The following is a 14936-nucleotide window of genomic DNA, read 5'->3' on the forward strand; positions in this document are numbered from 1 at the left end:
CCTGGGGTCAGCCGGTCAGCAGCTGGGCGCTGCCGTGTCCGGTGACGGTGAGCTGGCCGTAGCCGATCAGGTCGAGGATGACGGGGTCGTACTGGGCGGTGACGGTGACATTGACGTGCTGCCGGTCGCCGCTGAGCGTGACGTTGCCGCTGACGCCGGCGGCGGCCAGGTACTGGCGGGCCGCGGCAACAGCTCGGTCCGGGTCGACTTCCTTGCGGCCGCCGGTGGCGGCCTGGTCGAGGTCGATGGCCTCTCCGGCGGCGCGGGCGGCCTCGGCGGCGATGTTGTCCGCCCGCTGCAGTGCGCGGACCTTGCCGCCGCCGTCGACGGCCAGCCCGATCATGACGAGGACGACGAACGCCATGATCACGACGAAGAGGGCGATGCGTCCCTCGTCGTCGCGGCACCGCCGCAGGTGGGTGATCATGAGTGGGCCCGGAAAGGGTCGACGGGGCTGGTGAAGTTGGCGTTGATCCGCCGGGATCCGGGCATCCCGGCGGCGGCGACGTCGGCGAACGTGACGGTGCACCCGATGCTGACCTTGACGACCCCGACCCGGCCGGGCGGGGCGGAGAACCCGCCGGTGTCGACGGCGACATCGAGGTCCGCGCAGTGCAGGCCCTGCGCACCGAGGCTGCGGCGGGCGGTGGTGACCGCGTCGGAGTACGCCTGGCGGCTGTCACGGGCGATGCTCGCGGCCCGTGCGGCGTCGTGTGCGGCGCCCTCGATGGATCCGCCGGCGACCTCGACGCGCATGCCGATCGCGGCCAGGGCGACGAACAGCAGCAGCGGCGGGGCGAGGATGACCGTCTCCAGCGCGGCGGAGCCGTCGTCGCGGCGTTGGGTCCGCGGGCTGGTCATGGTCGGCGCCTCCTTCATGGGACGTACGTCAGTTCAGGCTGGCTCGTCAGTCGACGAACCGTTCGACGGGGCCGGTCGCGGTCTGGCTGACGCGCCACTGCAGCCCCGGGATCAGCGACAGGCTGGTGCCGGTGACCGTCACGGTTGCGGTCTCGGCGCCGCGGTTGACGCTCACTCCGGCGCTGGACAGGCTGTCGCCGCCGGCGCGGCCGATGAAGTCACGGGCCCGCGCCGCACCTGCGCCGGCGCTGCCGTCGTAGCTGCGGGCGGCGGACAGCCCTTCCTGCGCGGCCCCGAGCGCGATGGACCGGGCGTAGGAGTACATCGCGATCTGCAGGCTCAAGAAGATGACCAGCAACACCGCGGGGATCACGACGACGGTTTCCACCGCCGCGGCGCCGTCGTCGTTGCGGACGGTGGCCAGCAGCTGCTGCCACCGGACGCGGTCCCGCTGCCGCCACCGGTTGCGGTGGCGGCAGCGGGCGATGCGAGGCGTAAGCCTCACGTAATACCGCCGATCCGGCCGTTGACGGCCGCGGTGATCGCAGCCGCGACGGCTACAGCAAGCGCCAGCAGCACGACGGTGAGGATGACCTGCTCCACCGAAAGCGCGCCGTCGTCACGGCGCATCGCCTCGCGGCCGCGCTCGCGCGCCCACGACAGCGCGTACGCCACCAGTTGATTCATGAGACTCCCCCTTGTTGTGCTACGGGTTGACCAGGCGGATCAGGAACGGGTAGCCGATCAGAACAAAAAGGATCAGCACGGTCAGGCTGGTGGGCACGTACAGCAGCGTGGTGCTGGTGTTCGCGCGGTCGTGTTCCTTGGTACGCAGCGCCACCCGCAGCGACTGGGCGCGGCTGACCAGGGTCTGATACACCTGGGTGCCCTCCGTGCCGGACAGGCGCATGATGTCGCCGACGTCGCCGAGCGCGGGAACCCCGATCTCGTCGGCGACCTGGCTCAACCCGTCCCACGGCGGCATCCCCGCGTAGCGGGCCGCGTCGAGGCTTTCCTGGATGCGCCGGAATACCCAGCCGCCGCCGACCTGCGCGGCTCGCTCGAGGCTCTCGACGGGCCCGTGCGCGGCGGACCGCTCGAGGGCCACCAGGTCGAGATAGACGGCGACCGCGCGGACGAACTCCTCCCGCGCCTCCGCCGCCTGCTGCTTGATCATGACGTCGACCAGGAAGAAGAACACCACGCCCAGGGCGAGCGAGCCGGCCACCGGGACCACGATCGGCAGATGCAGGCCGATGACCGACAGCATGTAGGTCATGAACGGCACGAACAGGATCCCGACCAACGGCAGGCCGACCTTCTCCAGGGCGTACCGCTCGGTGCTCTTGCCGATCACGCGCAGCTCCCGCGTCGGCGGACGCAGCCGGGGACCGAACCGGGCCGCGATCCACCGGCCGGCCGGACCGAGGGTCGGATCCGCCGCGGCGGCCTGCTGTGCGTGCAGGCGCTGCAGGGCGGCGTCCAGGCGCGGGCCGGCCGGCAGCAGACCGTGGAGCAGCACCCAGAGGCCGAGGCCGGCGAGTCCACCGCAGACCATCGCAAGCGTCACGAGGGAGATCACTGGTTCACCTCGCTGCTGGCGTTGAGCAGACGCGGCGCCTTGCGAGCGGTGCTGAGCTTGCGGATCCACGCCAGCAGTGCCACGAACGCGAGGGTGCAGCCGACCAGCACGCTCTGCCCGCCGAGGCTGGTGTAGGGGCGCATGTAGGTGGGGTTCGCGAACAACAGCACGAACACGCCGAGGCCCAGGCCGGTCATGAACTTCGTGGTCAGCCGCGGGTCGGCACGGCTGGCCCAGACCTCACGGCGCACGGTGACCTCCCGGGCGGTGTTCTCCGCGAGCTTGTCGAGAATGTCAGTGAGGCGCTGACCGCGGTCGGTCGCGTGCAGGCGCAGCGCGACGATGACCTCGTCACTGGTGGCGTCGCCGAGCGCGGCGGCGAACCGGTCGAGCGCGGTCAGGATCGGCACTCCGGCGCGCAGCTGCGTCTCGAGCTCGCGCAGGTCGATCGCCAGCGGCGCGGGCGCGTCGCGGGTACTGACGACGATCGCCTGGTTGAGCCCCAGGCCCGTCCGGACCAGGTCGGCCAGCCGCCGGGTCCAGGTCTCCAGCGCCTCCAGGCGAGCGATGGCACGCTGCTCGACCCGGCCGGCACCGAACAGCCACGGCACACCGATGACAGCCCCACCCGCGATGAGACCGGCCACCGGAATACCGGTGATCAACCACACGCCGGCGGTCACCACGACCGCGGCCACGATGATGAGCTGCCGGGCGCGGCGTTCGGCACGCGACAGGCCGGCGCCGGTCCACAGCCGCACCACCCGACGGCGCAGTCTCGACGTCGGCGCCGCCGGCCGGGTGGTGCCCACGATCCCGGTAATCAGCAGGAATAGGCCGCCGAGCGCTGCGCCCACGGCCACGGCGAAGATCAGCGGCTGCATCAGCGCCCCCGCTCCCAGGACCCGCCGTCGAGCAGCTGCGGATCCAGGCCGCCGTAGGCGAGCGCCTCCAGGATCTGGGCGTTGGGGCGCACCCCGGTCGGCAGCCCGATCCCGCCGGGCTGGCGCGGCGCGAACAGTTCGCTGCGGGCCACACCCATGCCGTTCTCGGTGAGGCCGTTGACCTCCAGCACATGCGAGACGTACCGGCGTGCGGGCTGTCCCTGACGGCGCTGCATCGCCTGAAACACCACCAGGTCCACCGCATTGGCCACCTGCATGTAGGCGTTCTGCGCGTTCTGCGCTGCCCCGTAACGCATCAGCAGGCTCGCCAGGCGGTCGAACACCGCGTGCGCGTGCCGGGCGTGGATGGTCGACAGCGTGCCCTGGGTGGTGTCACCGGCGTCGAACATGGACACGATCTCGCCGGCCCTCACCTCGCCGACGACCACCCGCTGCATGTTCATCCGCAGCATGTCCGGGAACAGATCGGTCAGGGTCTTCTCGCCCTCGGGGCGGCCGTTCGGTCCGATCTCGCCGTGCCCCTGGCGTTCCTCGAAGGGCACCACCCACGGGTGCCGTTCCGGGTCCAACGCGAGCTCGTAGACGGTCTCCATGGTCGAGAACCACTCGTCGGAGGGGATCTCGGAGGCGATCGCGCGCAGCAGCGTGGTCTTCCCGGACGACGGCAGACCCGCGATCATGATGTTGAGGTGGCCGGCAACTGCGGCCTTCAAGAAGTCGGCCAGTTGCGGGCTGAGCGTGCCGGACGCGGCGAGCTCGTCGAGGGTGACCCGCTTGATCCGGTGCCGGCGGATGACCACGACCGGTCGCGGGGTGACGATGTAGCCGGCGACCAGCCGGGAGCCGTCGGGCAGCCGCAGGTGCAGCATCGGCTTGGACGACGACAGGGTCCGTTCGGTCGCACCGCCGGCTGCCAGCCGGCGCAGCAGCTCGAGGAGTTCCTCGTCGCTGCCCGCCGCGGTGAACGACGACTGGTCGACACGACCGTCCGCGTACTCGACCCTGACCTTGTCGTGGCCGATCACCATGATGTTCTCGACGCTTTGGTCGTCGATCAGCGGCTGCAGCCGACCGAAGCCGACGAGGTAGGCGGTGACCGCCTGCAGCAGCGCGGCCTCGTATCCGGGCGCGATGCTGGCCCCTTCGCCGGCGGCAATGCGGTTGTCGACGTGTTCCCGGACCAGCCTGCGGGTCTCCTCCTCGGCGATCGCCCGCTGCTGGGTGCTGGACACGGCCCCGCCGCGCAGCCGCTCGCCGATCCGGTCGCTGACCTCGCGTTGCAGTGTGCGCACAAGGTCGTAGTCGAGCACGGGAGGCTGACCCGGCACCGGTGCCGCGGCGCGCTGTCCGGGGTAGCCGGTGATGCCTGCTGGCGCGACGAGCGGCGCCGGGGCCGGCGGCGCGACAGCCGCCGCGATGGTGGCCGGTTCGATGGCCCGGTGGTGGCCGTTGTGGGTGTGCTCGGCCGGACTCGGGTCGGGACGGAAGAAGACCGGAGGGTTAGGCACGGGCCGCCTCCCGCGGTGCGGGCACAGCAAACACGTGCCGCCGCTGATCGATGAGGGTCTGCAAGGGTGTCGCCGCCGAGCGCAGGGCCCGCAGCAGCGTGGCGCTCGATCGGGGGGTTCCGGTACCGGTCGACAGCATGGTGGCGGTCTTCGTGTCCTCGGGCAGGGTGGTCAGTACGGGAGTGTCCAGCCGCTTGGCGATCTCGCGGGGTTCGTAGTCGCCGGTGCCGCGCAGGACCAGGCGCACGACGCCGCCGCTGTGCTCGAGCTCGCGGCGCAGCAGGCTCAGGCGGCTCGCTGCGGCGTCAATCGCGCCGAGGGTGCGGCCCATGACCAGCAGCACCACGTCGGCGTGCCGGATCAGCGGCAGCGGGGCGTGCGGGGCCGGGATCCGGCCGCAGTCCACGATGACGTCGACCGGCGGCGTGGATCGGTCGAGCTGGCGCAGGTATTCGCCGAGGCGGTCCCACAGGCCCGTGAGCCCGGCGCTGTGGGCGGGGTCGGTGATGCCCGGCAGCAGCAGCCGGTGCGGTTCCTCATCGTCGAGGTAGAGCAACTGCTGGGCGAAGTCGTCGACAAGCCGGCCGTGGTAGTCGGCCACCGCCAGCCCGGCGATGCCCCGGTCCGCGGGGACCTGTCCGCCCAGGTAGCCGCTGAGGACGCTGCCGCCGGACGGGTCGCACTCGGCCAGCAGCGCGGCGCGGGGCCAGGCCAGGGTCAGCGCCAGGCTGGTGACGGTCGCCCCGGGTGCTCCTTTGGCGGCGGTGACGGCGATCAGTGCCATCGGGTCACCTCGCCACCAGGGCGACGGCGACGCGGCCCTGCGAGGCCCGCTCGAGCAGGCCCGGCCCGTTGGCCTCCGGTACGACGACGTCGACGACGACCGTGTCGTCGGTGGCTTTGGCGCCGACGCCGGCCACTGTGGCCGCCACGGTCGGAGGCGACGGCAGGTCCGCTGACGTGGCCTTCTTCCCGCCGTCCAGGGTGACGTTGCGCGGGTCGGAGGTGATGACCAGCAGCACCGGTTCGCCGGGGCGCAGCGGCCGCGAGGGCAGCTGCGCCGGCTTGAGTTCCAGGCCGATCAGCTGCTGCCCGGCGGCGGGGACCGCGGTGGTGGTGAGCTGCTCATTGGTGAGCAGGGTGCCGGCGACCAGTTCGACTTTCGCGTACTTGCCGACGACCGTGTTGCGTTGCGTCGACGGGATCGGGGTCAGCCCGGACGCGGCGTTGACCTGGACCACCTTCAGGTCGGCGTCGGTGATCTGGTGTCCGGCAGTAATCGTGGTGGTCACCGCGAGCATGGGCTCATTGGTGCCCGCGGCGCGGGCGAACGCGTACGCGCCGAGGCAGCCCAGCACGAGGATGACCACACCCGCAGCGATCAGGCCCGGCCGGCGGCGTCGGGGCAGCGCGGCCTTGACCGCTGGGGCGATCGACGGTGCCGGCAGGGCGGCACCGTTGCGGGAGGTGTCGGTCAGGCTCATCAGTTGACCACCTGGAGTTCGTCGATCCGGACGGTTGTCTGCGAGGTACGCGTCTGGTCGATGACGCCAGTGACACCACCGCCGTCCCAGTCGACGCGCCAGTCCGTCGTGGCGGTCACCGTGTACTTGCCGCCGGCCTGGTTCCGGCTGGACTGCGGGTAGGTGTAGCCGCAGTCCGGCGAGGACTTGCCGCCGTTACCCGCGCGGAACGGGGTGCCCGGGCCGGTGCAGGTGACGCTGTGCCCGTCGCCCATGTTCCAGGTGATGCTCTGCGCGCGGGCGGTGATGGTCACGGTCAGGCCGGCCTCGCTGTCCGAGGCGCTGACCGGTCCCCACGTGTTCGGCGTGACGGTCGTCCACATCCAGGCCGGCAGGTTCACCAGCCCGGCCTTGCCCGGGGCGGGCGCCATCCCGATGTCCGCGCCCTTCAGCGTGATCTTCGCGAGAGCTCGGCGGGCCAGCACTTCGGGGTCCGGCGGCGCCTGGATCGGTGCACCCGCGACCCACTGCAGCCGCGCCTCGCCGCCGCAGGTGATGGTGTACCAGTTGCCCTGCTCGCCGGGCGGCGGCGGATCAGCGGCGCCGGGCGGTGGCGGAGGTGAGGTCAGGTAGTAGCAGCCGTCACTGGCGTGGAATGACCCCAGGCCGGGAATGCTGCACGGCACCGTCTTGCCCTGGTAGTGGCATCCGCCGCCACCACCGGTGCCGCCGCCACCGCCGTTGTTGCTGCCGCCTCCGCCGCCGGGACCGCCCGGCACGTCACCGACGACCGTGCAGTCCGGGCCGACACAGCCGCCATCGGGCGGGTCAGCCGAGGCCGGTCCGGCAACGCTCAGCGCGGCCACGAGAACGGTTAGGGCTGTCAGCAACCGCCGGGTCAGCATGTCCGCCCCTGCAGAATCTGCGACTTGGTGAACAGCCAACCCCGCGTGCCGCCGTAGTTGGTGGCGGTGGTCTGCTGCACGATGCGCCGCGGTCCGCCGTTCTTGATCGGCACGGGCTTTCCGTTGCTCTTGTAGACCAGGATGTAGTTGGTCGCGTCGTAGCAGTCCTCGATGATCACGGTCTGCGGCTTCGCCGCCAGGTTCACCTTCGTGACCGTCGGAGTCGACTGCGGAACACCCTTGTAAATGATGTTCTTCGACCGCAGCTGGTAAAGGAACGCAATGACTTCCTGCTTCATCGGCGACTCGAGGTAGCTGAGCAGGTCCTTGTTCTGGTAGTCAGCCGCTTGGCCCGCCTCGACGTTGAGCTGAATGAAGCGGCGGTAGCGATCCAGCACCGTCGCGGACGCCGCCGCGGCGGCCGGCTCCACGGACGGACTCGCCGACACCGGCGGTGACGCGGGTGACGAGGTGCTCGGCGCGGCGGGCTTCTTGTCGCCGCAGCCGGCCGCCAGCAGTACAGCGCCGACGGCGAGGGCTGCGCCCGCTTTCGTGATCAGTATCGAACGTTGCGAATGCCCGGAATCCCGCCCCATAACGCCTCCCCTGGCGTGGCGACTCCTGCAGGCACTCCCCCGCGCCTGCCTCGCTTCCCCCGGCGCCCATACGCCTGAGATCAAGTTCGAGGGCCGCCAATCTAGCCGATTGACGTAGGTCACCACCAGGCATAATCTTCCGAGCAGTTCCGAAGTTGATCCACTGGGATCACTGATCGTTACGGGATCGGCACCGTCCTCAAGGGAAAGAACCGGAACAGATCCCTTGTTTCGGTCGATTACCGTCGCGGTCGTCATGAATCCGCCGGGTTGCCACTGCGGACAGTGATCATCGAAATTTTTCGACAGGGAGCTATGTCAGATGCCAGACAGGCCCGCGGGCATACCTCCCCTGCTCACAACCGCGCAGCTGGCGCAGCGTCTGAACCTGTCGACCAAGACGATCTACAAGCTGGCCAAGAGCGGCGCGATCTCAGCGATGCGCGCCCCCGGCACGCGCACTGCGTGGCGCTTCGATCTGGCCACTGTCGAGCAGGAACTGCGCGCCAATGGGGCCGCCAGTGACTGAGCAGCCGACCGTCGTCGACGTCGACAGGCAAGGCACCAGCAGCGCTCCGGCGCGGTGGCGGATCGTGTCCGTCGGCGGCTGGTTGCGCGCCGCGGTGACCGCGTGCAGCGTGCCGGCCGGTACTCCTCGAATGAGCGGCTGTCCCAAGTGTGGACGCCGGCTGTTCGCCGCGACCGGGCCCGGTGTGACGGTGCGCGGCGCGTGCGCGGGGTGCGGGGCGCGGCTCGGTCCCCGGGCCTGGGTGCTCGAGTTCGCGCTCGCGGCGGCGCTCGCCGCGCTCGTGCTGGGTCCGCGCCCGGGCGCCGAGTTGCCGGCGTATGGCTGGTTCGCCGTCCTCGGGATCCTGCTAGCCGCCGTGGACATCCGGGTACGCCGGCTGCCGAACATGCTGACCGCGGCGTGGGCCGGCGGCGTCTTCGCGGGCCTGGGCCTGGCGGCATTGGTCGAGCACCGCGGCGGCGACTGGGTCCGCGCCGCCCTGGCTGGCGTCGGCGTCGCGGTGCTGTTCGCCGTGATCGCCGCCCTGCGTCCGGGCGCGCTGGGCTGGGGCGACGTCAAGGCCGCGGTCGCGGTCGGTGCCGTGCTCGGCTGGCTGGGCTGGGCCGCCCTGTACGCCGGGGTCTTCGTGGCGTTCGCACTAGCCGCCGGGTATGCGATCGTCCTGCTCGCGCGCGGCGGCCGACGTCAGGACAGTCTGCCGTTCGGACCATTCCTCGTCGCCGGCGCCGTGCTCGTCGCGACCGTATGGCCCGCGGCGGCGAGCTGACCGCGATCCCTGACCAACGCAGGGGTTCTGGCCATCGCCAAAAGCCGCGGCGTAGCGACCTCGACGTATGCAAGTTACCGCCTCCACACGCGCCAGCGACTCCCTGACCTGGACCAGCATCAGCTGGACCGCCCACTGCTTCGATGCCGCCTCCGTGGGGACGTCCAGGGCCAAGGTCGGCCTGACATATCGAACTTTGTCGGTGGTGTGGTGTAGACCTGCTGACGACCCAGCGTTGTCAGGGAGGTATTCGTGGCGAGTTTGGCCGATCGGCTAGTAAGCGCGGTTGGAGACGACCGGCGAGAAGCCGGTTTCGTGATGCGGGCCAGCTATCAGCCGGTGGGTGGGCCCGGTGGCCGGTTGATGCCGCCGACGTTCCCGCCACCGACCAAGGGCGCACTGCCGGTCTACCTGATGGAGCCGCGCCGGTACCAGGACGCGGTTCGGGAGTCGGTGGTCCTGGACCAGGTGCCGTCGCAGGCGAACCGGGTAGAGCAGGCATTGTTGACCGCGACGCGCGCCGGTCGGGTGGCGCTACCGCTGCTGCAGCTGGAGGCGAAGGTCAACGGCGGCCTGGAGGTCCTGACCTCCCTGGACTTTCCGCACCGCTACGCCGATGCCTATCTGCGTGACAGCCAGCTCGATGGCGTCCGATTCCACGACAGCGAACTGGGGCGGCGGCTGCGGGCGGCCGACATTCGCGACGCTCGCGCGTTGTACCGCCGCGAGCCGTACTCTGCGGTGCTCGGCGCCTGGGACTCGCACCGCAAGGGCGTGCAGCCGAGGTTCGCCAGGGTGTACACGTCGGAGATGTACGGCTTGGATCCGGTCGTCGGCACACGGTACGGCGGGCGGATGGACCCGTTCAATCTGAGCGGCGCGGCCAAGGGCGACAAGGGCGACCCGGACTGGCAGTACGTCGCGGGTGGCGAGAAGGTCAAAGGCAGCAAGCTCAGCGAGCGCGGGCACGGCAACATCGCCCCGAATCCCGCCATCGGTGGGGTCACCGTCAGCGAGGTACACCGACGCGGCTGGGTATCGTTCGCCGGTCTGGAACGACTGGGGTTCGGAGACGCGAGTCCGCAGGCAGCGCAGTTGGCCCGGGCCACGTTGGCGGCGTTGGCGGTGGCGGGTGACCGGCTGGCATTCGGGCGGCCCTCGTTGATGCTGCGGTCCGGTTGCGACCTCACCCGGGTGCAGGAAACCCTCGGGTTTGAGCTGGACGGCGGTGAGCTGGAGCCGGTGCAGGTGTCGGCCGCGGAGGCCCTCGCCGCGTTCGTAGAGCTGCGTGACCGCACCGCCGATGCGGGCATTGTGATGGACAGCGATGTAGTGGCGCTGGAGCCGGCGCCGCAGCTGGCAGAGGCGATCCGGTTCTCGCTGACGCAGGCCGCACCCGCCGACACGGACACGGCGGCATAGCGCGGTGGCGTTCAGCATCTCGATCCGGCTGCGCGACGGCCGGTTCGATGCCGCAGTTGGCCATCGGGACCGCGGTGAGTGGCCGCCGCATCCGGCGCGGGTGTTCTGCGCGCTGGTGGCCTCCGCAGTTGAGGACGCCGATTGGGCGGCGCTGCGCTGGCTCGAACAGGCGCCAGCCCCGCATGTGCTGGCGTGCCCGGTCGACGACACCGAGGTGACCACCCGGTCCGGGTTTGTGGTCACCAACGCCGTGAAGCGAAAGTCCGGGTCGACGGCCTGGCCGGGGCGCACCAACGGCGAACGACGCCGGGTATCGGTGATCCCAGCCTCAGATGAGATAGGACTGGTGTGGCCGCAGACCGACATCGACGACGCGGTGCTGGGGCGGCTGCTGCGCCTGACCCGCCGGGTGCCGTACCTGGGCCGGTCCACCTCATCGGTTGTCGTCACGGTCGCGGCGGAGGCGCCGGCGCCGCGCGCCGACTGGGTGTGCTACCGGCCGGCCCCCTTGGGCACGCCAGGCAGCGTCGGCCTGCGGGTACCGCAACCGGGCTACGTCGACCAGTTGCGGGCCGCGCACGCCGAGGGGCGGCGCGCTTGGGAAGTGGCGACCAGGACGTTGGAGTACACCACCAGCGATGAGGAAGCTGCCCAGCCCGATGCCGGTCACTCTGTGGTGGCGGGGCCGTTCACGGACCTGGTGGTGTTCGGCATCGACCAGTCGGTGACGCCGATCGCCGGCGCAGACGTGCTGACGGTGACGCAGGCTCTGCGGGCCGCCACGATCAGCCGAGTCCCGGATCCGGTCCCGGCCCAAGTTAGCGGGCACGGTGCTGACGGAAGACCGCATGCCGCGTTCCTGGCGCTCCCCGACGTGGGACACCCGTACAGCGACGGGCACCTGCTCGGTGTAGGTGTGGCCCTGCCCGGTGACCTGCCCCCGGACCAGCGGCGTTCGGTGCTGCGCGGTCTGCTGGCCGGTGACGGGCTGCGCCGGCTATGTCTGCCCGGCGGGCGCCCACTGGCAGTGTCGTACCGTCCGGACCGGAGTCGGCCCTACGGGCTGCTGCCGGAACGGTGGAACAGCAGCGGCGGTGCCCGGGCGTGGGTAACCGCCACGCCGGTGATGCTGGATCGCTACCCGACGACCCAGACCGCCGAAGAGCTCGTGGCACAGACGCTGGTCACCGCCGGCTACCCCCGCCCTGAACAGGTCGACGTGGTCACCGGACCCGCCACCAGCGGGGCGATCAATGCGCTGCGCCCGGGCAGCATTCCCAAGAGCCGTTCCCGGCGACCGTGGGTGCACTGCCGGATCCAGTTCCCCATGCCGGTGCGCGGCCCGGTCATCGCCGGCAGCCTGCGCTACCTCGGTGTCGGGCTGTTCATCCCCCACCAGCCCGCAGGTGAGCGATGACCCTGACCGCTTCCGACTTCCCCGCGTTCGTCACCGCCGCGCACGGGCGAGAGCCGTTCCCCTGGCAGCAGGCCCTGGTCCAGCGAGTGCTCACCGAGGGCGCCTGGCCGCAAGTCATCGACGTGCCAACCGGGCTCGGGAAGACCAGCCTGCTCGACGCAGCCGTGTTCATCACGGCCGTCGCCCCGCATCTGGGTCGACGGCGCATCTTCTTCGTGGTCGACCGCCGGCTCGTCGTCGACGAGGCACATCTGCACGCCCGGCGTCTGCAACAGGCCCTGGCCGACGCGGCGGCGGGAAGCGTCGCCGCCACCGTGGCCGAGGCGCTCGCCGCCACTGGCGACGACGGCCCGATCCTCGACGTGACCCGCATGCGCGGCGGCGCAACTTGGGACCGGCTGTGGGCAGAACGACCCGACCGGGCCAGCATCATCACCGGCACCGTCGATCAGGTCGGCAGCCGGATGCTGTTCCGCGGCTACGGCGTCACCGAATACGCCCGCAGCATCGACGCTGCGCTAGTCGGCACCGACAGCCTCATCATCATCGACGAAGCGCACCTGGTCGAACCGCTGCTGCACACCCTGAACGCCGCCATCGGCATGGATGGTTGGACCCTGGCGCCGCCGCCACAGCTAGTCACCATGTCCGCCACCATCCCCGACGCCGGCGCTGGCCGGGTCCACACCATCACCGCGGCCGACGAACAGCACCCCGTCGCAGGTGGCCGGCTGAACGCGCCAAAACGCCTGCACCTGGTCCAGGTGGCCACCACCAGCAAGAACGCCGACGCGACCGTCACCGCCGCGCTCACCCACCTGGCCACCACCGCGGCCGCCGAGGTGCAGCTCACCGGGGCGGTGGTCAACACCGTTGCCCGGGCCCGCGCCGTATTCACCGCCCTGCAAACCGCCGGGATCCCCGCCGTGCTGCTGACCGGACGCAACCACGACATCGGCCGCGACCAACTTCTGACCGACTACTACCCGCGCCTGGCCGCCGACCGGGACCGCACCGGCACGCTGCCGCTCGTGCTGGTCGCCACCCAGACCGTCGAGGTGGGCGCCAACATCGACCTGGACCTCCTAATCACCGAATCCGCGTCCCTGCCAGCGCTCATCCAGCGCCTGGGACGACTCAACCGCCTCGGTCTGCATCCGGACGCCCGCGCCATCGTGGTGCACCCCAGCCACCTCGCCGTGCACCTACCCGCGAAGCCCGAACAGGCACCAGCCGTCGACGACGACCCCGTCTACGGCACCGCCCGCGTCCTCACATGGCAGTGGCTGACCAGCCACACCACCGTGCACCCCTACACCAGACAGACGAGCGTGGCCGAGCTGACCGACGGCCTCGACGCCTGCCCCGCAGCGCTGCGCCGGCTCATCACAACCGCGCCCTCGGGGCTGCGCGAGCCCCAGCCCTACACCCCGGTCCTGCACCAGGCCACCCTGGACGCCTGGACCCGCACCAGCCCTACCCCGCACCCCGACCCGCCCATCGCCCCCTACCTGCACGGCATCACCGACACCGCCCCCGCCGTCGGCATCCTCTGGCGCAGCGAACTGCACACCACCCCACCCGACGACTGGCCCACCGCCCTGGACGCCGCCCCACCAGCCGCAGAAGAATCCGTCGCCGTGCCGCTAGCCTCGGTACGGCGCTGGCTAACCGCCGGGATCACCGATCCGCAGCTCAGCGACCGCGACGACCAGCACCACAACCCCGCCGACGACCCAGCCACCACCTCGGCGACGCGACGACGCGATCCCGATGGCCGCCCCCTGGTCCTGCGCTACCGCGACCGCGCCGACGCCACCGTCATACCCGCAGAGCACATCCGCCCCGGCGATCTGATCGTCGTGCCCACCAGCTACGGCGGCTGCGACCGCTACGGCTGGCACCCCGAATCCACCGATCACGCGGTCGACGTCGCCGACCTGGCCCGCCGCCGCGGCAATCCCATCCTCCGTCTCGGACCCGCCCTCACCATCGCGACCCGCAGCACACTGGGAGAGGTGCCCGACGCTGCCCGTCCACTGCAGAAACTTCTCGGGGCAGCCGGTGGTGGACCTGGCGCGTTCACACACGACGGTGTCGGTGGAGCGGGCGGTGCCGCCTCCAGCGGCCAAACGTCCCCGGCAGAACTGCCAGCCCTGCTGCGAGAGGCCGCCGACGCCGTGGCACCCGACACCCGGCTGGGCCACAATCTGCGGCGCCTGCACGAGCGCGGTGCCCGCATCACCGTGCTGGACGCCAGCACAACAACCGGTGCCCCCGGCTACCTCGCCGTGCTCACTACAGCAAACACCCTCGCCCTAACCGAGGACAGCACTGAAGCCAGCTCCGCCACGGGCAGTCGCCGCCAGCTCAGCCTGGACGCCCACCAGCAGGCCGTCGCCGCGCGCGCCACCCAGATTGGCCGCAACCTTGGTCTACCCGAACCCATCCTCGCAGCCCTCCATACGGCTGCAGTCCGTCATGACAACGGAAAGATCGATCCTCGGTTCCAGGCCATGCTCCACGGCGGCGACCACCTCACCGCCGACATCGCCGAACACCCCCTCGCCAAGTCCGGCATGGACCCCGCAGACCGGCCCGCATTCCGGCGTGCCCTGCGCCGCTCCGGCTACCCACCCGGCATGCGCCACGAAGCGCTCTCCGCTCAACTCGCCGCCGCGTACCTCACCGCCAACCCGAGCCCCGACCTCGACGTCGACCTCGTCGTCCACCTCATCGCAGCCCACCACGGCCGCAACCGACCCCTGCTACCACCGGTCGACGACCCCCACCCCGAAACGATCAAAGCGAACGGCATCGCATTCAGCACCGCCCACACGGTTGACTGGGCCGCCCCCCGCCGGTTCGCCACCCTCAACGACCGCTACGGCCGCTGGAACCTCGCCCTGCTCGAAACCATCGTGCGGCTCGCCGACATCTACTGCTCCGCCCGCAACGAAGGCGCCCAGCCATGACCCACCC

Annotated in this window: 16 protein-coding genes; 5 read left to right on the forward strand and 11 right to left on the reverse strand. The window is 71.0% G+C overall.

Annotated features, from left to right (window positions below):
• Positions 1-7 precede the first annotated feature (7 nt).
• From EV385_RS33345 to EV385_RS33395, 11 genes are read right to left on the reverse strand one after another with little or no spacing between them, the layout of a single operon-like run.
• Positions 8-427, reverse strand: coding sequence for a pilus assembly protein TadG-related protein (locus EV385_RS33345; RefSeq protein WP_130513822.1), 420 nt, complete (start codon positions 425-427; stop codon positions 8-10).
• Positions 424-861: a TadE/TadG family type IV pilus assembly protein gene (locus tag EV385_RS33350; protein WP_130513823.1), complete on the reverse strand. Its 438-nt coding sequence runs from the start codon at positions 859-861 to the stop codon at positions 424-426. The genes EV385_RS33345 and EV385_RS33350 overlap by 4 nt, the downstream gene beginning before the upstream one ends.
• Before the next feature lie 46 nt (positions 862-907).
• Complete coding sequence (locus EV385_RS33355; protein WP_130513824.1) at positions 908-1366, reverse strand: TadE/TadG family type IV pilus assembly protein; 459 nt, start codon at positions 1364-1366, stop codon at positions 908-910.
• A complete protein-coding gene (locus tag EV385_RS33360; RefSeq protein ID WP_130513825.1) occupies positions 1363-1548 on the reverse strand; it encodes a hypothetical protein in 186 nt (61 codons plus the stop codon). The genes EV385_RS33355 and EV385_RS33360 overlap by 4 nt, the downstream gene beginning before the upstream one ends.
• Positions 1549-1567: 19 nt before the next feature.
• Positions 1568-2443: a type II secretion system F family protein gene (locus EV385_RS33365; RefSeq protein ID WP_130513826.1), complete on the reverse strand. Its 876-nt coding sequence runs from the start codon at positions 2441-2443 to the stop codon at positions 1568-1570.
• Positions 2440-3327, reverse strand: coding sequence for a type II secretion system F family protein (locus EV385_RS33370; RefSeq protein WP_130513827.1), 888 nt, complete (start codon positions 3325-3327; stop codon positions 2440-2442). Before EV385_RS33370 ends, EV385_RS33365 begins: the two co-directional genes overlap by 4 nt.
• Positions 3327-4856, reverse strand: coding sequence for a TadA family conjugal transfer-associated ATPase (locus EV385_RS33375; protein ID WP_130513828.1), 1530 nt, complete (start codon positions 4854-4856; stop codon positions 3327-3329). Before EV385_RS33375 ends, EV385_RS33370 begins: the two co-directional genes overlap by 1 nt.
• Complete coding sequence (locus EV385_RS33380; RefSeq protein WP_130513829.1) at positions 4849-5640, reverse strand: CpaE/TadZ family protein; 792 nt, start codon at positions 5638-5640, stop codon at positions 4849-4851. The genes EV385_RS33375 and EV385_RS33380 overlap by 8 nt, the downstream gene beginning before the upstream one ends.
• A 4-nt stretch (positions 5641-5644) precedes the next feature.
• The gene (locus EV385_RS33385; RefSeq protein ID WP_130513830.1) at positions 5645-6340 is read right to left on the reverse strand and encodes an SAF domain-containing protein; all 696 of its coding nucleotides are present in this window, start codon (positions 6338-6340) and stop codon (positions 5645-5647) included.
• On the reverse strand, positions 6340-7224 hold the full coding sequence (locus EV385_RS33390; protein ID WP_130513831.1) for a hypothetical protein: 885 nt from the start codon (positions 7222-7224) through the stop codon (positions 6340-6342). Before EV385_RS33390 ends, EV385_RS33385 begins: the two co-directional genes overlap by 1 nt.
• Positions 7218-7820, reverse strand: coding sequence for a hypothetical protein (locus tag EV385_RS33395; protein ID WP_130513832.1), 603 nt, complete (start codon positions 7818-7820; stop codon positions 7218-7220). The genes EV385_RS33390 and EV385_RS33395 overlap by 7 nt, the downstream gene beginning before the upstream one ends.
• A gap of 322 nt (positions 7821-8142) precedes the next feature.
• Here EV385_RS33395 and EV385_RS33400 point away from each other — a divergent pair, with 322 nt between their 5' ends.
• The 5 genes from EV385_RS33400 (at position 8143) to cas3g (ending at position 14929) form a co-directional block, all read left to right on the forward strand.
• On the forward strand, positions 8143-8349 hold the full coding sequence (locus EV385_RS33400) for a helix-turn-helix domain-containing protein (protein ID WP_130513833.1): 207 nt from the start codon (positions 8143-8145) through the stop codon (positions 8347-8349).
• Positions 8342-9115, forward strand: coding sequence for a prepilin peptidase (locus EV385_RS33405; RefSeq protein WP_165449745.1), 774 nt, complete (start codon positions 8342-8344; stop codon positions 9113-9115). Before EV385_RS33400 ends, EV385_RS33405 begins: the two co-directional genes overlap by 8 nt.
• 252 nt (positions 9116-9367) lie before the next feature.
• The gene (gene cas7g, locus EV385_RS33410; protein ID WP_242625397.1) at positions 9368-10537 is read left to right on the forward strand and encodes a type I-G CRISPR-associated RAMP protein Csb1/Cas7g; all 1170 of its coding nucleotides are present in this window, start codon (positions 9368-9370) and stop codon (positions 10535-10537) included.
• 4 nt (positions 10538-10541) lie between these two features.
• Positions 10542-11954: a type I-G CRISPR-associated protein Csb2 gene (csb2, locus tag EV385_RS33415; RefSeq protein ID WP_130513835.1), complete on the forward strand. Its 1413-nt coding sequence runs from the start codon at positions 10542-10544 to the stop codon at positions 11952-11954.
• Positions 11951-14929: a type I-G CRISPR-associated helicase/endonuclease Cas3g gene (cas3g, locus tag EV385_RS33420; protein WP_130513836.1), complete on the forward strand. Its 2979-nt coding sequence runs from the start codon at positions 11951-11953 to the stop codon at positions 14927-14929. The genes csb2 and cas3g overlap by 4 nt, the downstream gene beginning before the upstream one ends.
• Positions 14930-14936: the final 7 nt, after the last annotated feature.

This window comes from Krasilnikovia cinnamomea (assembly GCF_004217545.1).
GTDB lineage: Bacteria > Actinomycetota > Actinomycetes > Mycobacteriales > Micromonosporaceae > Actinoplanes > Actinoplanes cinnamomeus.